Annotated in this window: 16 protein-coding genes and 3 pseudogenes; 14 read left to right on the forward strand and 5 right to left on the reverse strand. The window is 63.7% G+C overall.

The annotated features are described in order from the left end of the window. From AC1DKD_RS32855 to AC1DKD_RS32880, 6 genes and pseudogenes are all read left to right on the forward strand, one after another. Window positions 1-757: enoyl-CoA hydratase/isomerase family protein (locus tag AC1DKD_RS32855; RefSeq protein ID WP_477144192.1), on the forward strand; the 757-nt coding region annotated here is incomplete at its 5' end. Between the two features lie 94 nt (window positions 758-851). Beyond that, entirely contained in the window at window positions 852-1319 is a 468-nt protein-coding gene (locus AC1DKD_RS32860; protein WP_441633757.1) for a MaoC family dehydratase, read from the forward strand. Window positions 1320-1581: 262 nt separating this feature from the next. Then, window positions 1582-2898 (forward strand): MFS transporter, encoded by a 1317-nt coding sequence (locus AC1DKD_RS32865; protein ID WP_441633759.1) that lies wholly within the window; start codon window positions 1582-1584, stop codon window positions 2896-2898. A gap of 145 nt (window positions 2899-3043) precedes the next feature. Then, window positions 3044-4135 (forward strand): porin, encoded by a 1092-nt coding sequence (locus tag AC1DKD_RS32870; RefSeq protein ID WP_441633763.1) that lies wholly within the window; start codon window positions 3044-3046, stop codon window positions 4133-4135. Window positions 4136-4733: 598 nt separating this feature from the next. After that, the gene (locus tag AC1DKD_RS32875; RefSeq protein WP_441633761.1) at window positions 4734-5039 is read left to right on the forward strand and encodes a hypothetical protein; all 306 of its coding nucleotides are present in this window, start codon (window positions 4734-4736) and stop codon (window positions 5037-5039) included. A gap of 268 nt (window positions 5040-5307) precedes the next feature. Further along, a pseudogene (locus tag AC1DKD_RS32880) lies at window positions 5308-5580 on the forward strand (TniQ family protein); the annotation flags it as partial. A gap of 42 nt (window positions 5581-5622) precedes the next feature. Here AC1DKD_RS32880 and AC1DKD_RS32885 read toward each other — a convergent pair. Further along, window positions 5623-5871, reverse strand: a pseudogene (locus tag AC1DKD_RS32885) (ISKra4-like element ISBusp5 family transposase); the annotation flags it as partial. Between the two features lie 335 nt (window positions 5872-6206). Between AC1DKD_RS32885 and AC1DKD_RS32890 the strand changes: the two are divergent. Further along, window positions 6207-6445, forward strand: a pseudogene (locus AC1DKD_RS32890) (hydantoinase B/oxoprolinase family protein); the annotation flags it as partial. An 81-nt stretch (window positions 6446-6526) separates the two neighbouring features. Here the strand turns inward: AC1DKD_RS32890 and AC1DKD_RS32895 are convergent. Next, window positions 6527-7438, reverse strand: coding sequence for a LysR substrate-binding domain-containing protein (locus AC1DKD_RS32895; protein WP_441632994.1), 912 nt, complete (start codon window positions 7436-7438; stop codon window positions 6527-6529). A gap of 121 nt (window positions 7439-7559) precedes the next feature. Between AC1DKD_RS32895 and purB the strand changes: the two genes are divergently transcribed. The 4 genes from purB to AC1DKD_RS32915 all read left to right on the forward strand — a co-directional run bounded on the left by purB (window position 7560) and on the right by AC1DKD_RS32915 (window position 12208). Beyond that, on the forward strand, window positions 7560-8924 hold the full coding sequence (gene purB / locus AC1DKD_RS32900) for an adenylosuccinate lyase (protein ID WP_477144193.1): 1365 nt from the start codon (window positions 7560-7562) through the stop codon (window positions 8922-8924). A gap of 201 nt (window positions 8925-9125) precedes the next feature. After that, entirely contained in the window at window positions 9126-9665 is a 540-nt protein-coding gene (locus AC1DKD_RS32905; RefSeq protein WP_477144195.1) for a tripartite tricarboxylate transporter substrate-binding protein, read from the forward strand. A gap of 46 nt (window positions 9666-9711) precedes the next feature. After that, window positions 9712-10821 (forward strand): mandelate racemase/muconate lactonizing enzyme family protein, encoded by a 1110-nt coding sequence (locus AC1DKD_RS32910; protein WP_441633000.1) that lies wholly within the window; start codon window positions 9712-9714, stop codon window positions 10819-10821. A 376-nt stretch (window positions 10822-11197) separates the two neighbouring features. Beyond that, entirely contained in the window at window positions 11198-12208 is a 1011-nt protein-coding gene (locus tag AC1DKD_RS32915) for a DnaJ C-terminal domain-containing protein (protein ID WP_441633002.1), read from the forward strand. Between the two features lie 134 nt (window positions 12209-12342). Here the strand turns inward: AC1DKD_RS32915 and AC1DKD_RS32920 are convergent, their stop codons facing one another. Together AC1DKD_RS32920 and AC1DKD_RS32925 are read right to left on the reverse strand one after the other, a co-directional pair. Beyond that, the gene (locus AC1DKD_RS32920; protein ID WP_441633004.1) at window positions 12343-13320 is read right to left on the reverse strand and encodes a Bug family tripartite tricarboxylate transporter substrate binding protein; all 978 of its coding nucleotides are present in this window, start codon (window positions 13318-13320) and stop codon (window positions 12343-12345) included. A 134-nt stretch (window positions 13321-13454) separates the two neighbouring features. Further along, window positions 13455-14366, reverse strand: a complete 912-nt coding sequence (locus AC1DKD_RS32925) for a LysR family transcriptional regulator (RefSeq protein ID WP_441633006.1) — start codon at window positions 14364-14366, stop codon at window positions 13455-13457. 298 nt (window positions 14367-14664) lie between these two features. Between AC1DKD_RS32925 and AC1DKD_RS32930 the strand changes: the two genes are divergently transcribed. Genes AC1DKD_RS32930 through AC1DKD_RS32940 form a run of 3 tightly spaced genes read left to right on the forward strand, consistent with a single transcriptional unit; the run spans window position 14665 to window position 19358 of the window. After that, window positions 14665-16020: an MmgE/PrpD family protein gene (locus AC1DKD_RS32930; RefSeq protein ID WP_441633008.1), complete on the forward strand. Its 1356-nt coding sequence runs from the start codon at window positions 14665-14667 to the stop codon at window positions 16018-16020. A 23-nt stretch (window positions 16021-16043) separates the two neighbouring features. Beyond that, window positions 16044-18164: an acetate--CoA ligase family protein gene (locus AC1DKD_RS32935; RefSeq protein ID WP_477144196.1), complete on the forward strand. Its 2121-nt coding sequence runs from the start codon at window positions 16044-16046 to the stop codon at window positions 18162-18164. Window positions 18165-18194: 30 nt separating this feature from the next. Further along, complete coding sequence (locus AC1DKD_RS32940; RefSeq protein ID WP_477144194.1) at window positions 18195-19358, forward strand: acyl-CoA dehydrogenase family protein; 1164 nt, start codon at window positions 18195-18197, stop codon at window positions 19356-19358. A 258-nt stretch (window positions 19359-19616) separates the two neighbouring features. On the opposite strand, the gene AC1DKD_RS32945 is transcribed toward AC1DKD_RS32940, so the two are convergent. Further along, a complete protein-coding gene (locus AC1DKD_RS32945; RefSeq protein WP_441633012.1) occupies window positions 19617-20516 on the reverse strand; it encodes a LysR family transcriptional regulator in 900 nt (299 codons plus the stop codon). Window positions 20517-20525: the final 9 nt, after the last annotated feature.

The raw sequence follows: 20525 nt of genomic DNA on the forward strand, positions 1-20525 counted from the left end.
TCCTCATACATTGCGAATCACGATCACCACTGACACAAAGCACAACTTCATGGACGCCGATATGCATAGAGAGCTCGGTGAGGTCTGGCGAGACATCGACGTTGACGAAAGCGTGTCCGCGGTGCTACTCACAGCAGCCGGCGCGTCCTTCTCAGCTGGTGGAAACATCAAGCGCGCCAGCGACACTTACGAGTTCGAGGAACGCGCGCGAACGATGAAGGAAGCGCACAACATCGTCTATAACATGATCAATTGCAGCAAGCCAATCGTCAGCGCGGTGCGGGGGTGGGCGGTCGGCGCAGGCCTGGCATGTGCGCTGTTGGCCGACATTTCTATAGTTACCAAGGACGCGAAGCTCATGGATGGCCACACGAGACTGGGGATAGCTGCCGGCGACCATGCCGTCATGCTATGGCCTTTGCTCTGCGGCATGGCGCAGGCTAAGTACTACCTTCTCTTGTGCGATCAACTGTCCGGCGCGGATGCCGAGAGAATTGGTCTAGTTACGATGGCAGTCGAGGACGATGAGTTGGAGCAGAAGTCATTGGATATTGCAATACGATTGGCCGAAGGTGCGCCGAGTGCAATACGCTGGACTAAATATGCTCTTAATAATTGGTTCCGACAGGCAGGCCCAATTTTTGACACGTCGCTCGCGCTAGAGATGATTGGATTCTTTGGTCCAGAAGTCAAAGAGGGGCGCTCTGCGGTGAACGAAAAGCGGCCTGCAAAATTCGAACAAAATATTTGGTTTTGATTCTCCCACCAATCTCAGGGGGCAGCATTCGTCAGCGCAACGCCATGCACGCTGAACTTGTTGCGATAGTTTTGTGTTATGGAAAATTAAAATCATGATAAGTGACGGCGTACTGAGGCTGGGACAGGGTTACGTCTGGCAGGATCTGGAGATCGGTCAGCGATTCGACACCTACCGCCGAACCATCACCGAGTCTGACCTGGTCAGCTTCATCAACTGCACCGGTATGTTGGAGGCTATCTTCATCGATGCCGAGTACAGCACCCGTTTCGGCGCGGTAAAGGGACGGATCGTACCTGCGGCGCTCACATACGGGTTGATTGAAGGCATGTTGTTTCAAACAATGATTCAGGGTACGGGTCTAGCACTGCTTGAATCACATCAGAAAGCGCTCAAACCCGTCATTGTCGGAGATTCAATCCGCGCGACTGTGGAGGTAACAGGAGTCAAACAGACATCGAAGGATAACCGTGCAGTCGTTGCGTCACAGGTTGAGGTGTTCAACCAGCGTGATGAGGGGGTCCTGACCTATCAGGTGGTACGTCTTCTTGCTGGACGGTAGACAACCCTACGGTCGACGAAAGAAATTTCCTCAGTTATCGGGTAGCCAAATCGGTAGACCTGTATTTGGCATGCACCCGTTCACCAAGCCGATGTAGCGGCGCGATCGTTTCAATCACCAAACAGTGAAAAATGGCACCAGGTTGACCTAGACCGCAATCGCGCGATGGTATCGACCAGACGGAAAGCGGACAAACGAGTCGAGCGAGGTACCGAGTTTCACCATAAAAAGTTGCTCCACTAATTCGGAGGAGATTAAAACCATGATTACCGCTGGAACGATAGATGGAATCAGGATCGTGCCTGCAGAGATTGAAGCTGCTGTTTACAGAAAGATAGCTTGGCGTCTCATACCCTTCCTAGGGTTGTGCTATCTCATGTCCTACCTGGACCGCGTTAATATCAGCTTCGCGAAATTGCAAATGCTGCGGGACCTCGGGATGAGCGAAGCCTCCTACGGTCTGGGCGCTGGTTTGTTCTTTATTGGGTACATTCTCTGTGAAATACCCGGCAATGTTATCTTGCAGAAGGTTGGGGCTAGATTCTGGATTGCCCGCATCATGATTACGTGGGGGATTCTGTCCGGCCTCATGATGTTTGTCACATCTCCTTGGCAGTTCTATGCGCTGCGGGTTCTACTTGGCGCTGCGGAAGCAGGCTTCATCCCAGGGGTGGCGTTCTTCCTGGCTAGTTGGTTTCCAGCTTACCGTCGTGCTCGCGTCATGAGTCTGTTTTTTCTTGGAGCAGCTCTCTCGGGTGTAGTGGGCGGCCCGCTTTCGGGCTGGATCTTGACTCACCTTCATAATTCCAGCGGCCTTCATGGCTGGCAATGGCTCTTTCTGCTCGAAGCGATTCCGACGGTCGTGCTTGGAATCATGACTTTCTTCGTCCTCGCGAATTCACCCAACGAGGCGAGATGGCTTTCGCAGAAGGAAAAGGAGATCGTGGCAGGCATTCTAGACGCCGATGCTGGCGAAGCGGGACATAGCACACACCGCTTTGTGGACGGACTAAAGGACATGAAGGTGTGGTTGCTGGGTGTCATCGATTTTTCGATCCTCATCTGTATCTACGCAATCAGTTTCTGGATGCCGACTTTCATTCGAAATGCTGGTTTGCACGATACCTATCAGATTGGGCTGCTCACTGCCCTCCCGAGCGCTGCTGCCGTGATTGGCCTGCTGTGCCTCGGATGGAGTTCGGACCGGTACCGGGAACGCCGTTGGCACCTAATTTTGCCGTTAGTCGGTGGATTCGCGGCCATGGTAGCGAGTACGTGGTTTCCGCAGAACGTTGTGATGACAGTCAGTTTGCTGACAGTTGCTTACGGTTTGGTCTTTGGGTCGATACCGGTCTTGTGGGCTGTGCCTCCGTCCTTTCTGCGAGGATCCGCAGTGGCCTCGGGGTTCGCGGTAGTTTGTTCCGTAGCTAACGTCGCGGGACTTGTCAGTAACGGAATCATCGGTTCCGTGTTGGACCTAACTGGTAGTGCCGCAGTGGCGATGTGGGTGTTCGGAGCAATCCTCCTCATTGGAGCCGCACTGGCTTTCTCGTTGCCGGCAAAGCAGGTCAACCGTTAGGCGATGCAAATGGCGATGGCCTCCAGCCAAATCTTGGGGTATAGCCGTAAATCATTTTATACAAATAACATCAAGAATTTTTCAAAACCACAACGGCGGCATAGATCGCCAGTGCGATCTGTGCGTCAACAAGGAGGAGAGAATGATGAGCCATCGAAGGCTGGTTGCGGCATTGTTTGCAGCAGCCCCTGTGCTAGCCTGGTCCCAGTCCGTCACAACATACGGTGTGATCGACACCGGTGTGGAGTATGTGAATAACGTTGGCCCATCCGGCAATAGCCTGGTGCGCATGCCTGCGCTCACGGGAACGGTGCCTTCCCGTTGGGGCCTGCGGGGCTCCGAGGATTTGGGCGGCGGCCTGAAGAGCATTTTTGTCCTGGAGTCGGGCTTTGCACCGGATTCTGGTACCGCTAATCAAGGCGGTCGACTTTTCGGCAGGCAGGCGCTGGTGGGGTTGTCGGGGGAATGGGGGCAGCTATCGCTTGGAAGGCAATACACGATGTTGTTTTGGGCAAATCTGGATTCGGACATCCTTGGCCCTAATATCTATGGATCGAGCTCGCTCGACAGCTACATCGCAAATCCGCGCGCAGACAACGCGGTGGCATACAAGGGGAAGTTTGGGGGGCTGACCATCGGCGCCACTTACAGCTTCGGCCGTGACACAGTCAACGCCGGTCCAAGCGCCGCCGGCACGAACTGCGCGGGTGAGAATGCCGCTAGCAAGTCGTCATGTCGCGAGTGGTCGGCGCTGGTTCAGTACGAGTCCAATTGGTGGGGGGTCGCGGCCAGCTATGATTCTCTGCGCGGTGGTCCTGGAGCATTTGCCGGCCTCACTAGCAAGGATTTGACCGACGACCGCCTTCTGATAAGCGGCTATGTTGTTCTCTCACAAGCTAAGCTGGGTGCGGGCGTGATTCGTCGCGACAACGAGGGCAGCAGCACACCGCGCAGCGAACTATGGTACGGCGGCCTCGCCTACGACATCACGCCGGCATTCACGCTGGCGGGCCAAGTCTACTACCTCAACTACCGCAACAGTGGAGACAAGGCGATGCTGTACGCGCTGCGTGGCTCCTACGCGTTTTCCAAGCGGACTTCCGTTTACGCCACAGCTGGCTATATCGACAATGGAGGGCAGCTTGCCATGTCGGTCAGTACCGGCGCACCCAACTCCAACCCGAAACCAGGCGGCTCTCAATTTGGCAGCATGGTCGGAATCAAGCATATCTTCTAGTGCACTTGTGTGATTGCCGAAGCCCAGTGGGGTAGCTTCCTTCGTTGGACGGGCCGTTACTCCACATTTCATGCCGACTGGGTTCGGACATATCGACATTGYTAGCTCGGCAGACGATGAGATTGTGTGCTGATGTGATCGGGGCCAACGACATGATGGCGATTGGGTTACGATGCGCGCCGGCATGTTGGGTTGGCCGTCGCCGTCGGAGTTCACTATCGACAGCGCGTGCCGGGCGCCGCGTCGAAATGCTGCGAGTCGGTCGACGAGGGGGCGATGACCACGGCGCGTAACCCAAACGATCATGTTGGGCAGGGTAACTCCCCGGCGGGCTCCTGGGGGCCCCGCACCTGCATGCGCTCGTGCGTCAATCTCGGGCTGAACTCCGTGGCCATGCCAGTCGGAGAAATGGGGGAAACAATGTTTAGGCTGTCCACCTCTGGCGGCCGCCAACGGGCTGGCTGGTGCGCCGACGTGACTGAGTTACGAGTGGCAAGCCCATCGTGGGGGGGTAGGCCGCCGCCGTGGGCTTGTGGTGACGGTCACGCACAGTGCGGGTGGCCATGTCGTTTGTGAACCTGAATCCTGGAAGAAGGAAATGATGGTCGACAAACTGGAACGCCGGTTGGCGGGGCCGGCCAGAACCTACATCGAAGCGGGATATGCCATAGAGGTGGACGTTCTGCAAGTGGCGGACGGAAGCTGGGGAGCGCTCGTCCGTCTGTCAAAGCAGGCTGACGCGCAGTTGCCTGCCGTGCATTTTATGCTTGACCGTACGTTCGAGGACCGTGCCATGGCGTTCTCGTACACGCTGGCGCTGACACGCACGTGCGTGTCGCAGTTCGCACCAGCGGCCACGAACACGATCGCGGACTTGCTCAAGTCCGGCAAGGCCAACACATAGGCAGGCCGCAGCGCGGCAAAATGAGAATTCAACGAGGTTGGATGTCGCTTTGCGCGCTTCGAGATGCCTTGATGGCAGGAGTCGGAAGCCTTCCGAGGCCTCATGGCGGCATTCGAGCGCATTCTTCCTTTGCGACGGCCATCAAATCTGTCGAGGCGAGAGGTTGTCTCGGCGGTTCTGGAGGCGGGCGGAGGTTTGACCGGTGAGGTCTCGCGGCTTTTGAATTCTGCCACTGAGCTTGCGATCCGCGATGGAAGGGAAATGATTGATGTCTCCCACATTGAACACGCCTGGAGCTGAGTGCTCTAACCGGCCGAGGCCGTGGCCCGTTGCACCGCGTCCCTTTGATGGGGAGGCATTTGGAGGCTGGCTTGGACGACTCGCTGGAAAGTACTCCATGACGGTCGAACAGCTTTGGACGCACGCAGATCTCGGTCCGATGCCAACCCTGACGCAAAGGAAATGGCTACTGTTTCCGCCAGTGCCGATCGAGACCTTGGAACGTCTCTCGCAGCTAACCCACGTCAGCGTGGATCGCCTGAGAGCGATGCAGGCCCCAATCGGTTGGTGTTGCAGGAAGCCGTTAAAAAGCCYGGGRCGRTYTTTRCCAGGGCCAAGACACACGTCKCTGGCCAATCCATGGAAACTGCCGCYGAGCGAGTTCGTGGAATTCCTGGTTCAAGAGGGCGACGCGCACTTGCACGACACTGTGTGCTCCCGCACGACTCCAACGCATATGTTGGCTTTTACACATCCGACGGCCAACGATTCGATTGATAGATGACTCGACGAAGCCGGTCGCGATTCGTAGGCCGACACGGTCTTCAGTTCGGCGGAATGTCCGTCGTGCACACGGCGGAGCGCGCCGCAAGCCTTACAAGCTCGCTGCGACGCGCAGTAGCGATCGATCTGCTCCACGACAAATTCTTGCTGGACGCAATTGACTAACGACTTGCCTTCCGCAAGGGACAAGCCGACGTCGCCGGAGGCCCCGCAGTCGGCTCGATGGAACCGCATCAACTCAACCCGTTTGACCGCTGTGGCATGGCCATCATCGAACTCGAGAACGATCGTGCATCGCATGTCGGCTCCCCGTCTCTTTGATATCGAGACGATACTCTGATGCAGGGCGGCATCCCAGGGTTTTTAACGGCTTCCCTCAACAGCAACGGCGCTATCCGGCGCGTGCACTTCCTGATGCCAATGACCGCTTCGATCCTGTCGAACAACCGCGTGCACGCGCCTTTTGGCGCGGCGGGCGGTGGCGCGGGCGCACTTGGTAACAACTACATCGAGCGCGCGGACGGAACCCGGGAAGGGTCGGCGCACATCGGCAGGGCGACATGGTGCCCGACGACGTCTTCGTGATCGAGACCCCCGGAGGGGGAGGGTACGGCCGCGAATGAGCCCATTCTGGGTGGCTCATTATCCTCTTGAGGGCAGACTGCTCTCAGCCGCGCTTTGGCAAGCTCTCCAGCAGTGGCGGATCAACGGCAGGGGCCCGGCGCGGGCTGCGTTCCCGGCGCAATCATGTCGATGAAGTCCTGCATGTAGCTGCGCACGTACTGGTCGGCCCGCAGGCTAACCGCCGCCATCGACGGCGGAAAGAGGTCGCCGGTGTCGATCACCGCGAGGTCGGTGTCGCGCCGGGGCTCTACCGCCATCTGCTGCAGCACGGCCACACCCAGGCCGGCGGCCACGTAGGCCTTGATCACGTTGGCGTCGGTCGCCCTGACCACCACGCGCGGCGCCAGTCCCCGGCGCTCGAACTCCCGCGTTACCATCCATCCCGAATTGAAGTGCTCGTCGTAGGTCACGAGCGGATAGCGTGCGATGTCCTCGATCGTCACGCGTGCCAGCTTCAGCAGCGGATGCCGCCGCGGTACGATCAGGCAGCGCGGGATGGCATAGGCTTCGAGCGTGACGATGCCTTCCGGCGTCGCGTCCGGCAGCGTCGAGATGCCGAGGTCAACCGCGTTTTCGCTCACCCACTGCATGATCTGCGCGGGGTGTCCCTGCAGCAGTTCCAGGTCTATTGCCGGATATGCCGCGCTGAAGCGGCGGATGGCGTCGAGCAGCCCGTAGCGTGCATGGATGTGCGTGGTGCCCACGCGCAGCGTGCCGCTGCCACCCGCGAGGCCCGCGCTGGCCAGCCCCGACAGCGAGCGCGTGTCGTTGAGCACGCGCCGCGACAGCGCCGCGGCCTCCTGGCCGGCGTCGGTCAGTCCCACCAGCCGGTTGCCCCGGCGCACGAACAGTTCCACGCCGATCTCGCCTTCGAGCGAGCGGATCAGCTTGCTCACGGCGGGCTGGGTGGTGTGCAGCGCGTCAGCCGCGCGAGACACGCTGAGCTGGCTGGCGATGACGGCTTGCAGGCAGCGGAGTTGCTGGAGGGTCATGATCGTCGCGTCGGTTGGATCATGCCATTTTGGCAATGATTGTCTACAAACATGTCATTTTACAGAAAGAAGCCGACGGCCGAGAATGGCTGCCATCCCCTCAGGAACGAAAGGCTTCGCGATGACTTGCAGTGTGTTCGACCAAGCCCTCCAGCAGCACATGTGGAGCACCGACGAGATGCGTGGTGTGTTCTCGGAGGAGAGCCGTGTGCAGAAGTGGTTCGATTTCGAGGCCGCGCTGGCCGCTGCGCAGGCTGAACTGGGCATCATTCCTGCCGAGGCCGCTGCCGAGATTGGCGTGAAGGCGCGGGTGGCGGACATCGACCTGCTGGCGCTGGCCRCCGAAACGCGCCGGGTGAAGCACCCGCTGGTGCCGGCGGTGCGCGCGCTCCAGCAGCGCTGCGCCGGAGGGCTGGGCGAGTTCGTGCACTTCGGCCCGACCTCGCAGGACGTCTACGACACCGGAATGATGCTCCAGGTGCGGCAGGCCCACGCCATCCTGATGCGCGACCTGGCGGCCGTTGGGCGCGAACTGTACCGCCTGGCGGACGAACACAAGCACACGCCGATGGCCGGGCGCACCCACGCTGTGCAGGCGCTGCCGATCACGTTCGGCCACAAGTGCGCGATCTGGCTGTCCGAACTGGGCCGCCACCATGAGCGCATGCAGGGGCTGGAGCAGCGTACCTTTGTCGGCCAGATGGTGGGTGCCGTCGGCACGCAGGCGTCGTTCGGGGCGCAGGCCGGCGAGCTGGAGCAGCGCGTGATGGAGCGGCTCGGGCTTGGCGTGGCACCGATCAGCTGGCAGCCTGCGCGCGACCGCCTGGGCGAGTATGTCAGCGTGCTGGGCCTCGTCGGCGCCACGCTGGGCAAGATCGCCAACGCCATCATGAACCTCGAGGGCGACGAGGTGGGCGAGCTCGCCGAGCCGTTCAGCGACGGCAAGGTAGGCTCCTCCACCATGCCACACAAGCGCAACCCGGCCGTGGTGGAGACAGTGGTGACGCTCAGCCGCGCCATCCGCTACAGCGTGGCGATGATGCACGACGCGCAGATGGCCGAGCACGAGCGCGACGTGGCCGCGGTGCGTATGGAGTGGAAGGCCGTGCCCGAGGCCTGCATGATGGCCGCGGCCATGCTGCAGATGATGCAGTACGCGCTGTCCGGCTTGACGGTGAACGCCGCGCGCATGCGCGCCAACCTCGATTTGCTGGGCGGCTTCCTGATGTCCGAGCGTGTGATGTTTGCGCTCGGCGGGAAGGTCGGCAAGCAGACCGCGCACGAGCTGGTCTATGCCGCCGCCATGCAGGGCATGGAAAGCGGTATCACGTTCGAGCAGGCGCTGTCCCACGATCCCGCAATCCGCGCGGCCATCGAGCCAGCCGAGCTCAAGGCGCTGCTCGACCCGGCCACCTACGTGGGGCTGGCCCCGCAGATCGTGGAGCGTTTCCTGGGCCAGGCGCGGGAGAGCGGATGGCCCGGCTGAAGGCGCGCCGGCCTGCACAGGCCCTGCCCGGCGCGAGACATCACAGGACATCACAAGACAACACAGGAGACACACCATGAACCGAATTGCCGAGAGATTGCGACGGCTGGGCGCGCTGGCGCTGCTGTGCGCGGGCGCCATGATCGCCACCCATGCGGGCCATGCACAGGCTGACACCTACCCGAACCATCCGGCATCAAGCTGGTCAAGGCGAATCCCGGCAAGTACACCTACGGCTCGTCGGGCAACGGCAGCGGCCCGCACCTGTCAATGGAGTTGCTGAAGTCCATGGCCGGGCTCGATCTCGTGCACGTGCCGTTCAAGGGCACCGGGCCCGCCATGCCCGCGCTGCTGGCGGGGCAGGTCAGCGCCATGTTCGCCAGCTATGGCGTGGCGTCGCAGCAGATCAAGGCCGGCAAGTTGCGCGTGCTGGCGGTGTCCACCGCGCAGCGCGCGGCCTCCATGCCCAATGTGCCCACCATCGCCGAGGCCGGCGTGCCCGGCTACGAGTCCAACGTGTGGTACGCGCTGCTGGCGCCGCGCGGCACGCCGCGCCCGATCGTCGCCAAGCTCAGCGGCGAAATCGCGGAGCTGATCAAGAGCTCGGACCTGCGCAAGCGCTTCATGTTCGACGGCATCGTCCCGGTGGGGTCGACGCCCGAGGCACTCGGCGCCTATATCCAGTCCGAGAGCGTCAAGTGGTCCGCCATCGTCAAGCGCTCGGGCGCCACGATTGACTGAGCGAGGCCAGCACTCCCATCCCAGCCACACCCACAGGAAACCCACAATGAAGATCGAACGCGTAGAGGCCATCGCCGTGCGCATCCCGCTGAGCAAGGTGTTCTCCGGCAGCTCGTACCAGGTCGACAGCCGCGCCACTGTGATCACCCGCCTGCACACCAGCTCGGGCCTGGTCAGCGAGGTCTACAACGGCGACCCGCGCGAGCACGGCCCCGAGATCGCCCGCATGATCGAGCAGGACATGGCGCCGCTGCTGATCGGCGAATCCATCCACGCGTGCGAGCGCATCTGGGAAAAGCTGTTCCGGCTGACGATCCGGGCGGCAGACCGGGCGCTGGTCATGAACGCCATCGCCTGTGTCGATGCGGCGGTGTGGGACCTGGCGGGCAAGGCGCTCGGCGTCAATGTGTGCCGCCTGATGGGCGGCTACCGGCAGGAGATCCCGATCATCGCCATTGCCGGCTATTACCTCCCGGGCAAGACTGCGTCCGACCTGGCCGGCGAGATGGCCTGGCTGCGGTCGGTGGGTATGGCCGGCTGCAAGGTGAAGGTGGGTGGCCTGTCGCCCGAGGAGGATGCCGAGCGCGTGAAGTATGCGCGCGAAGGCGGCGGCGCGGACTTCATGCTGGCAGTGGATGCCAACCGCGGCTGGAGCGTGGCGGAGGCGACGCGCTTCGCGCGGCTGGTGGAGCCATACGACATTGCGTGGTTCGAGGAGCCCTGCCACTGGCACGATGATGCGCGCGACATGGCCGCGGTGCGCCAGGCCACCTCGATCCCCATCAACGCGGGGCAGAGCGAGGTCAGCGCGGCGGGCGTGCGCCGGCTGCTCGACGCGGGCGCGGTGGACATCGTCAACTTCGATGCGTCCGAAGGCGGCGGCCTCACCGAATGGCGCCGCGCTGCGGCGGCCTGTGCGCTAGCCGGCGTGCGCATGGCGCACCATGAAGAGCCGCAGATCGCTTCGCACATGCTGGGCGCCGTGCCGCACGGGATCTGCGTGGAGTGCTTCCCGGACCCCGACCGCGACCCGATCTTCCCCGGCATGTGGGCCAACCCGCCGCGGATTAAGGACGGCATCCTGTCGATCCCGCAGGGCCCCGGGTTCGGCATCGAGCTGGACTGGGACATGGTGAAGCGGTACCGGCTGAACTAGGGGGATCTCCGGGGCCGCCGGGCCCCGGCACTGCCCCACCTCGGTTGCTGCCCCGGCTTCCTCGCTTCCCCTTCATGGGGTAGTCGAATGGAAGGGACTTTGGGTCGGCCGGAAGAGCACCCTTACCTTCCACGTATGCGGCCATCGGTTCCGTGCTTTAGCGACAACACATGGACGATTTTCAGGTGAAAACTTGGACCGCGAACCATTGGCCTCATCCTCTGCAAGAGCAAGAACGGGCTGATCGTGGAATATGCGCTGCGTGAGTCAGCGAAGCCAAGCGATACAATTTGCAGTAATTGGCCATGCCGTTCGGACAGGGCGGTGGCTGCGCTAGAATGACCCGCGACAGAACGACAATAACGAGGGTCGAGCGGTGACGTCGCGGACACACTACACCACATTGGGCCTTGCCAAAACTGCCTCTGCGGCAGAGATCAAGGCCGCCTATCGGCGAATGGCGATGCAGTGGCATCCGGATCGCAACCCGAAAAGCCAGTCCGAAGCCACCGCCCGCTTCAAAGAAATCAAGCACGCCTACGAAACACTGAGCAACGAACGGAAGCGTGAAGCCTATGACGACTCGCTGAACGAGACTAGATTCGGGCCTGGCGCGGGATCGTTTGGTTTCGGCGCCGGCGCAAGCCAGTCTTCGGGAAGGGCGAAGCCGGCCGGATTCGGTTCCTACTGGCATCGCTCCCCGCCGCCTGTACGCGGCGAGGATATTGAGTGCAAGGCATCGATCTCCGTCGAGACGGCGGTCAACGGGGGAACGATCGAGGTAAAGGTTCCATACGTCGGTCCGTGCGATGCCTGCGGCGGTACGGGATGGGCGCGGGCCGCGTCGCGCTGTAAGGCGTGCGCTGGCGAAGGATGCTCTAAGTGCGACTATACGGGTAGGACAAACGTCTGCGCTACATGCAAGGGGAGTGGTCACGCGAAAGCGGAACGGAAGATTGCGACGGAGGTTCGTGGTGGAATCGTCGATGGCATGATGATTCGCATCGTCGGTGGTGGCACACCCGGGGGAAATGGCGGGGCCGATGGCGACGCACTGTGCAGGATCAAGGTGCTGAAGGCTGGAAGCTACAAACTTCAGGGCCTCGACCTGATGGGGGAAGTAAAGGTGGATTTTGCAACTGCCGCGATCGGCGGGAAGGTGCACGTCGACGTGTTCGGGAAGTCCTACACCGTCGAGGTGCCGCCCATGACGCGCGCGGGGAAGATCCTCCGGCTGTTAGGGAAGGGCCTGCGACACGCTGTCAACCATGACACGGGCGATCTGCGGCTCAGGGTCGTGATCGACCTGCCGAAGGGACGGCTCAGCGAGGCGCAAAAGCAGGTGCTCAAAAGCATGTTTGCGGACGGCATGAGTTTACACGACTGACCGCGCCGATGCCGCACCGGTGGCAGGGGCATCCGCGGCCGGCTCGCGGGTCTGCCAGTTTGAGCTCGAACCCAGTGAACGGCAGCCCCCATGACGCCCACGCTACAGCGAATGCGCGGCGCAGGTGCCGGCGGCTAGTCGATGCGGGCGCCGCTCGCCTTGACGATCGGCCGCCACGCCTGGTACTCGGCCACCACGAACTTGCCGAATGATTCCGGCGTGTATTGCATTGGCTCCGCGCCTTGCAGCAGGAGTTTCTTGCGCATAGTGGGGCTGTTGACAGCGTCGGTCACGGCCTTGTTCATCCTTGCAACCACCTCCGGCGGCGTGCCCTTGGGCGCAAACAGGCCAAACCAGGCACCCGTCACCAGGTTCTTGACGCCCGCTTCGGCCATGGTCGGGGTGTCCGGCAGCGCCTCGGCGCGCTTGGCGCTGGTGACGGCCAGCGGGCGCAGTTGCCCGGCGCGAATATGGCTCATCACCGAGGGGATCGTCGCGAACATGAACTGCACGCGCCCGGCCAGCAGGTCGTTCAAGGCATCCGCGCCCTTGTAGGGCACGTGCACGGCGTTGGCGCCGGTGCGTTCGTTGAGCAGCGCGCCCGACAAATGCGCGGCGGTCCCGACGCCGGTGGAGGCAAAGTTCAGCTCGCCGGGATTCGCTTTTGCGTAGGCCACCAACTGGGCGACATCGTTGGCGGGCACGCCAGGATGCACCACCAGCACGTTCGGCACATCGGCGATTGGCGCCACCGGCGCCAGTGCCGTCTGCGGATTGACCTTGAGATTGGGATAGAGCGTGGGATTGATGGCGATCGGGCCGACCGAGGTGGCAAGCAGCGTGTAGCCGTCCGGCGCGCTCTTGGCCACGAACTCTGTGCCGATATTGCCGCCCGCGCCGGGCCGGTTTTCCACGATCACCGTCTGCTTCAGGCTCTGGCCGAGCTGGTTGGCCACTTCGCGCGCGAGGATATCGGTGGTGCCGCCTGCGGAAAAGGAAACTACGACGCGAATGGGTTTGGTCGGGTAGGGCTCGGCATTGGCGCCGGTGCTTGTACCGGCGCCGGCAAGCAATAGCAGCGCGGCGGCGGTCAGCCGCTTTGGCAGGGTCATGTCTCACTCCACGGATTGAGGTGGTTTCAGGCCGCGCTGCTTTGGCGCGTGCCCACTATAGACATGGTACGAAGCTGGTCCCGCCCAGCGTTGATCAAATAGAAACGCTGCCTTCTTTCATCATGATGGCGCGACTAGCGTGCGCGCTGGTAATGACGCTCCATCGTCGCGCACTGGGCCAGGTAGTCCAGCAGCCTGGCAGTGCCGGCTGGCAGCGACTGCCGGTCGCGCACGCACACATAGAAATTGCGCTCGGCCCACGCATCAGTCAGCGTCAGCAGGCTGAGCCCCATCATCGACAGGTAGTTCTTGGCGATGCCCTCCGGCACCACCGCGATGCCCAGCCCCTCGCGCACCATCCGGCAGCGCGCCTCGAAATTCGATACCTGCGTCTTCACCGTCAGCGGCCGCGAGATGGTGCTGCTCACCAGTTGCAGGAAGGCCTCGAAGGTATAGCGCGGGAAATATCCCAGGAAGTCGTAATCCAGCGCCTCTTCCAGTTGCAGCGAACCCTTGGCTTCCAGTGGATGGCCGCGTGGCACCACCAGTCCCACCCGGTCCGAGCGGTAGGGTAGAGAGAACACGCCGGGGCTGGGTGCTTCGGCGTGATAGATGCCGATGTCGGCATCGCCGTTAGAAACCATGCGCGGGATGTCGAAACTTAACGCTTCGATCAGGTCGATGCGGCTGTCGGGCGCGCTCTGCAGGAAGCCGCTGATATCGGTAGGCAGGAACTGCAGGATCGTGGACGGGTTTGCCGCCAGGCGAGTCTTGGCGATGCCGTCCGTCGAATAGGTGGCCAGCGCCTCTTCGGCCAGCTTGATGCTGCGGACGATGGCCCTGGCGCGCTGGTAGAGCATGGCGCCGGCCGGCGTGGGCTCCACGCCGCGCCCGTGGCGCACCAGCAGGGCGGTACCGACCTGGCGCTCCAGTTCCGAGATGCGCTTGCTGGCCGCCGAGGTGACCAGGTTCTCGCGTTCGGCCGCGCGGGAAAGGCTTTTTTCCTCGACGGCGGCGATCAGGACTTCCAGGGAGGCGATATCCATGCGGGTGTCTTGCTGATGTGCGGATGGCGTGGCGCGAGAAAGCGACGAGGCAGGAGTGCCATGCTATGCATCTTCGCTGCCAACGTCAAACGGGATTTTCCCGGCCGCGACAGGTGGCTCGCTAGATGCGCCGGCAGCAGTGCTTGACGCGCCCGCGCGTGGGCCACTTCGCCACCGTGCTCGGGAGCTTTCACCAAATTTCAAAGCTTGCCTGCCGGCGCTCCCTAACATGGGGTCAAGGCGGCAAGGCAATACCGATCAAGCCGCCATCAAGCCGTATGACGACAAGGAGCACTGCATGGTGATCGATGAACTAGCCGAATACGTCGGCGCGGAGGGACGGCGGGCGCTGTCGCCCGAGGTCCTCCACTATGGCAAGCGCGCCGTGATCGACTGGTTTGCCGCGCTGTTCCCGGGCACGCGCATGTCGCCCGGCACGAACCTCGTGCAGGCACACCGCGCCGAACTGGGCGTAGGTGACGCCACCGTGGTCGCGCACGGCACCACCGCGTTCCCAGCCACGGCGGCCTGGATCAATGGCAGCGCGTCGCATGCTGCCGAGTTCGACGATATCTTCCGCGACGCTGTCTACCATCCAGGCTGCCCAACGATCTCTGCCGCGCTGGCGCTGGCCGAAGACCGCGACGTGAGCGGCGAGGCCTTCCTGCGGGCCGTGGTGGCGGGCTATGAGGTCTCCACCCGCATCGGCGCCGCCATCCAGCCCGCGCACTATCGCTATTTCCATACCACCGGCACCGTGGGCTGCTTCGGCAGCGCGGCAGCCAGCGCCTTGCTGCTGTCGCCGGGCAATGGGCGCGTCGCCGCCGATGCGCTGGCCACCTCCGCCACGTTCGCCTCGGGCCTGCAGCAGGCCTTCCGCTCGGATGCGATGACCAAGGCGCTGCACGCGGGACATGCCGCCATGGTGGGCGTGCAGGCGGCGCAGGCTGCCGCGGTGGGCGTCAACGGCGTGCACGACATCCTGGAAGGCGCGGCCGGCTTCGGCGCGGCGATGTGCGGCAGTCCCGGCTGGTCGGATGTGGCCAAGGGCCTGGGCGCGAACTACAACATCCTTAGCATCACCCAGAAGAACCACGGATGCTGCGGCCACACCTTTGCGGCCATCGATGCGGCGATTGAACTGGTGCGCGGGCATGGCATCGACGCCGCCGGGATCGAGGCAGTCACGGTGTGGACTTATCAGACTGCCATCGACGTCACCGGCAATGCCGTACCGGGCACCGCCTTCGAAGCCCGCTTCAGCCTGCCCTACGTCATCGCGCACGGCATCCTGCACGACGCGGTCCGGCTTGACGCCTTCTCCGGCGAACGCCTGCGCGACCCGCAGATCCGGCAATTGATGAAGCGCGTCACCCTGCACGCGGATCCGGAGCTGACCGCGGCGTTCCCCCGCCAACGCGCGGCGCGGGTGGAAATCCTGCTGAAGGACGGCACCCGCCACACGCTGTTCGCGCCTTACCGCAAGGGCGACCCGGAGTCGCCGCTGGACGACGCCACGCTGAGCGACAAGTTCATGGAGCTGGCGGCGCCGGTGATCGGCAGCGACACGGCCGAGGGACTGCTCGCCGCGCTGTGGCAGCTCGAGACCGGCAGCGTTCGCGGGCTGCGGCTCGCGGGTCTTGGCGTGGCATGAGAGGGGAGGAAAGCGTGAACGATATGACTGTAACGACGGCGATGGCCCGCAGCCTGGCAAAAGCGCTGTTCTCGCCGGACACGGTGGCGCTTGTCGGCGCATCCAGCGACATCACCAAGAATACCGCCCGGCCGATGCGCTTCATGCGCAAGCACGGCTACCAGGGCACCATCTACCCGATCAACGCCACCCGCACCGAAGTGCTGGGCGAGAAGGCCTACCCGAGCCTGGACGCGGTGCCGGGCGAGGTGGAGCACGCCTTCGTCATGGTGCCGGGCAAGCACGTCGAGGCCGCGCTGGAGCAATGCGCGGCCAAGGGCGTGCAGGTGGTGACGGTGTTCTCGGACGGCTTCGCGGAAGTGGGCGAGGCGGGCCTGGCCGCGCAGCAGGCGCTGGTCCGCAAGGCCAGGGCGCTGGGCGTGCGCCTGATCGGACCGAACAGTATCGGTGTGGTCAATGTGGAATCCGGCGCGGTGCTGTCGGTCAATGCCGTGCTGGAGATGGACGAGTTGCACGCCGGCAGCATCAGCGTGATCTCGCAAAGCGGTTCGATGCTCGGCGCGCTGCTCTCGCGTGGCGCGGYGCGCGGGCTGGGTTTCGCCAAGCTGGTGTCGGTGGGCAACGAGAGCGATGTTGGCGTCGGGGAGCTGGTCGATCTGCTGGTGGACGATGCCGCTACCAAGGTGATCCTGTTGTTCCTGGAAACGATCCGCGACGCCGCCGTGCTCGGCCCGGCGCTGCGCCGCGCGCGGCAAGCCGGCAAGCCGGTCATCGCCTACAAGCTTGGCCGCTCGGCGCAGGGCGAGGCGCTGGCGCAGTCGCACACCGGCGCGCTGGCCGGCAACGATGCCGCGGTGGACGCCTTCCTGCGCAAGTACGGCGTGATGCGCGTGGAAATGCTGGAGACCTTGTTCGAAGCCGCGCCGCTGGCCCTGCGCTATGGCCGGTGGGTGCCCGCCCTCAAGCGCAATCCCCGCGTGGCCGTGGTGACCACCACCGGTGGCGGCGCGGCCACCGTGGTGGACCGCCTGGGCCTGTCGCAGATCGACGCGGTGGCGCCGCCGGACGGCTTCGTGGCGCACATGGCGGCGCGCGGCGTGCGCATCCGCCAGACGCCCATCATCGACCTGACGCTGGCCGCGACCAGCGCGCAGTACAAGGATCTGGTCGAGCAACTGCTGCTGAGTGACTGGTGCGACGCCGTGCTTTGCGTGGCGGGCTCGTCCGCGCAGTTCCATCCCCAGCTCGCGGTGCGGCCCATGGTGGAGGCGGCCGGCGCGGGACACAAGCCGCTGATCGCTTTCCTCGCGCCGGAGGCGGGGGAGTCGCTGCGCGTGCTGCAGGCAGAAGGCATCCCGGCGTTCCGCACGCCGGAAGCCTGCGCGGACGCGCTGGCGCAGTTGTTCAAAGCGGCGCGGGCGCATCCCGAGGCCGACGAAGCCGTCGCGCCGCTTGGCTGGCCGGCCGGCTTGCCGCGGTCGGGCAACCTCTCGGAGTACGAGGCGGCCAGCGCGTTCGCGGCGCTGGGCGTGCCGATCGCCCCGCTCGCGCTGATGCCGGTGGGTGAGTACAAGCACAGGATTCCCTACCCGGTGGTGGCCAAGATCTGCTCGCGCGACATCCTGCACAAGACCGATGTGGGCGGCGTACGCGTCGGCGTACGCGACACGGACGAACTGCAGCGCGCCACGGCGGCGATCCTTGCCGATGTCGGCCGCGCCGCGCCGCAGGCCCGGYTCGACGGCATCCTCGTGCAGCGCATGGAGGACAAGCTGCTGGAACTGATGCTGGGCTACCGGGATGACCCGCTGGTGGGCCCGATCGTGATGCTGAGCGCGGGTGGGATCGCCGCCGAACTGCGGCCGGACGTCAGCCTGCGGCCGGCGCCGGTGACGCGCGACGACGCCATGGAGATGATCGACGAGGTACGCAGTACCGCGCTGGTCCGCGGCTTCCGCGGGCTGCCGCGCGGCGATATCGCCGCCCTGGCCGACGCCATCGAGCGGTTTTCCCGGCTGGCTGCCTTCGAGGGCGTGAACGTGCTGGAGGCCGAGATCAATCCGCTGTTCGTGCGTGCCGACGGCGTGGTCGGGGTGGACTGCGTGGTCCGGCTGGCGGAAGAACAAAGAGCCGAACTGAATTGATTCAAATCGAGTAAGAAAACGGAGACAAACATGGATTTCAAACTGACCCCCGAGCAAGCTGAGTTCGAGCACGCCGTCACGCGCTTCGCCGAGAAGGAGTTGCGCGCCGGCTCGGTCGCCCGCGCCCATACCGACGACTACCCCTGGGATGTCGCCCGCAAGATGAGCGAGCAAGGCCTGCTGGGCATCACTGTGGCCGAGGCTGACGGCGGCCAGGGCGGCAGCCTGATGGACGCCATCATCGCGATCCAGGCCGTGGCCTCGGTCTGCCCGCGCAGCGCCGACGTGATCCAGGCCGGCAACTTCGGCGCCATCCGGGTGCTGGCCGAGTATGGCTCGTCGGCGCAAAAGGACAAATGGCTACGCCGCCTGCTGGCCGGTGAAGCCTTGATCTCGGTCGGCATGACAGAGCCCGAGGCCGGCTCCGCCGTCACCGAGCTACGCACCACGGCCACGCCCGATGGCGACGACTACCTCATCAACGGCACCAAGGTCTTCACCACCCATGGCCCGCACGCCGACGTGATCCTGGCCTACGTGCGCTTTGGCCCGGGCGTCAACGGCATCGGTTCCGTGCTGATCGATACCAGGCTGCCGGGTGTGCGCATCGGCCAGCGCTCGCGCTTCATGTCGGGAGAGGAATGGGCGCAGATCTATTTCGAGGATGTTCGCATCCCGGCGTCCGATGTGCTGCTGGGCGAGGGCGGCTTCAAGAAGCAGATTGCCGGTTTCAATGTCGAGCGCATGGGCAATACAGCGCGCTCGCTGGCGCTGGGACGCTATGCCTACCAAGTAGCGCGCGACTGGGCCATGCAGCGCAAGCAATTTGGCAGGCTACTGTGCGAGTTCCAGGGCCTGCAATGGAAGTTCGCCGAGATGAAGATCAAGCTCGATGCCGGGCAACTGCTGCTGTACCGGGCCGCSGCCAAYGCSGACAGCGGCWTYCCKTCCGCCGAGGAAACCGCGATYGCCAAGGCGTTCTGCAACCAGGCGGGCTTCGACGTTGCCAATGAGTCGCTACAGGTCATGGGCGGCATGGGCTACAGCCAGGAGGCGCTGGTGGAGTACTGCCTGCGCCGCTGCCGGGGCTGGATGATCGCCGGCGGCTCCATCGAGATCCTGAAGAACCGCATCGCCGAATCGGTATTCGAGCGGACCTTCGCGCAGCGCCCGGAAAAACAGCGGGCGGGTTGATCAGGAACGCATCCCAGGTGGGCGCATTATGTTTTGTACAACGGAACGCCGGACGCGCAGCTTGCCCGGGCCGGCAGCCTGCAAACGGGGCTGCCGAAGCCTACCGGCGAGCCATCGGAATCGAAGCCGATCCGGCGGTGCGCCGCTTCCTGCGGGCCGAACTCGCCCAGATCTAAGATGCGGCCGTGGCCTCGGTGATGTCGCGACTACCGCTTGCGCACTTCTCCTTCACCGTGCCGTGATCGGCAGCTACTTCCATTAGGCGCCAACCTCAAAAAAAGCCAAGAACTTGCGCATGATGGGCGACAAGGCGCCCGCGCGATGCGCTACCAGCACCCGGCTGGCCGCGTCGGGGCCGGCCAGCCGGCGGTACGCCACGCCCGGAATGCCGGTGCGTGAGTAAATCTCCGGCAGCACCGAGACCCCGGCACCGCTCGCCACCARACCGATGATGGTCGTGGCCTCGCGCGCTTCCTGGCCGATGCGCGGCGCAAAGCCCGCGCGGTTGCACAGCGTGGTGACATGATCGAACAGCCCGCACCCCAGCCCTCGCGGGAACAGCAGAAAGGGCTGGGCGGACAGCGCGCCGATGTCGAGTTCACTGTCATCATCCGCTATCGCCAGCGCATGCGAGGCCGGCAACACGGCGACCAGGCGGTCGGCCAGCACCTCGTGCACGGTAATGCTGGCGGGCGGGTAGAACTGGGGCGAAGGGCGCAGGAAGCCAATCTCGATCTCTCCCTTCTCCAGTCCCTGCAACTGCTGCCCGGTGGACATATGCACCAGTTCCAGCATGGCACGTGGGTGGCCAAGGCGGAACTGCTGCACGGCGCGCGGGAAAACATTCTGCATGGGCACAGAGGCGGTGAAGGCCACCCGGATCTCGCCCGCCTCACCGGCGGCAACCTGCTTGACCACCTCGCGGGCCTGCTCCAAGTTGCCCAGTGCCGCCTTTGCCTTGTCGAGGAACAGCGTGCCCGCCGGCGTCAGCGCCACATGGTGGCGGGAGCGGTCGAGCAAGGGGCTGCCAAGTTCGTCTTCCAGTGCCTTGATCTGGGTGCTCAGCGGTGGCTGGCTGATATGGAGCTTGCGCGCGGCCTCGCTGAAGCTCAGCGCTTCGGCCACGGCGACGAAATAGCGGAGTTGGCGAAATTCCATCGGTTATAT

The organism is Cupriavidus sp. 05T313, from assembly GCF_056396665.1.

What these genes read in the sequence shown, in the direction of transcription:
- AC1DKD_RS32925 (WP_441633006.1), bottom strand. Translation starts at nt 14,366, where the DNA reads ATGGATATCGCCTCCCTGGAAGTCCTGATCGCCGCCGTCGAGGAAAAA.
- AC1DKD_RS32865 (WP_441633759.1), top strand. Translation starts at nt 1,582, where the DNA reads ATGATTACCGCTGGAACGATAGATGGAATCAGGATCGTGCCTGCAGAG.
- AC1DKD_RS32875 (WP_441633761.1), top strand. Translation starts at nt 4,734, where the DNA reads ATGATGGTCGACAAACTGGAACGCCGGTTGGCGGGGCCGGCCAGAACC.
- AC1DKD_RS32895 (WP_441632994.1), bottom strand. Translation starts at nt 7,438, where the DNA reads ATGACCCTCCAGCAACTCCGCTGCCTGCAAGCCGTCATCGCCAGCCAG.
- AC1DKD_RS32910 (WP_441633000.1), top strand. Translation starts at nt 9,712, where the DNA reads ATGAAGATCGAACGCGTAGAGGCCATCGCCGTGCGCATCCCGCTGAGC.
- AC1DKD_RS32920 (WP_441633004.1), bottom strand. Translation starts at nt 13,320, where the DNA reads ATGACCCTGCCAAAGCGGCTGACCGCCGCCGCGCTGCTATTGCTTGCC.
- AC1DKD_RS32930 (WP_441633008.1), top strand. Translation starts at nt 14,665, where the DNA reads ATGGTGATCGATGAACTAGCCGAATACGTCGGCGCGGAGGGACGGCGG.
- AC1DKD_RS32870 (WP_441633763.1), top strand. Translation starts at nt 3,044, where the DNA reads ATGAGCCATCGAAGGCTGGTTGCGGCATTGTTTGCAGCAGCCCCTGTG.
- AC1DKD_RS32860 (WP_441633757.1), top strand. Translation starts at nt 852, where the DNA reads ATGATAAGTGACGGCGTACTGAGGCTGGGACAGGGTTACGTCTGGCAG.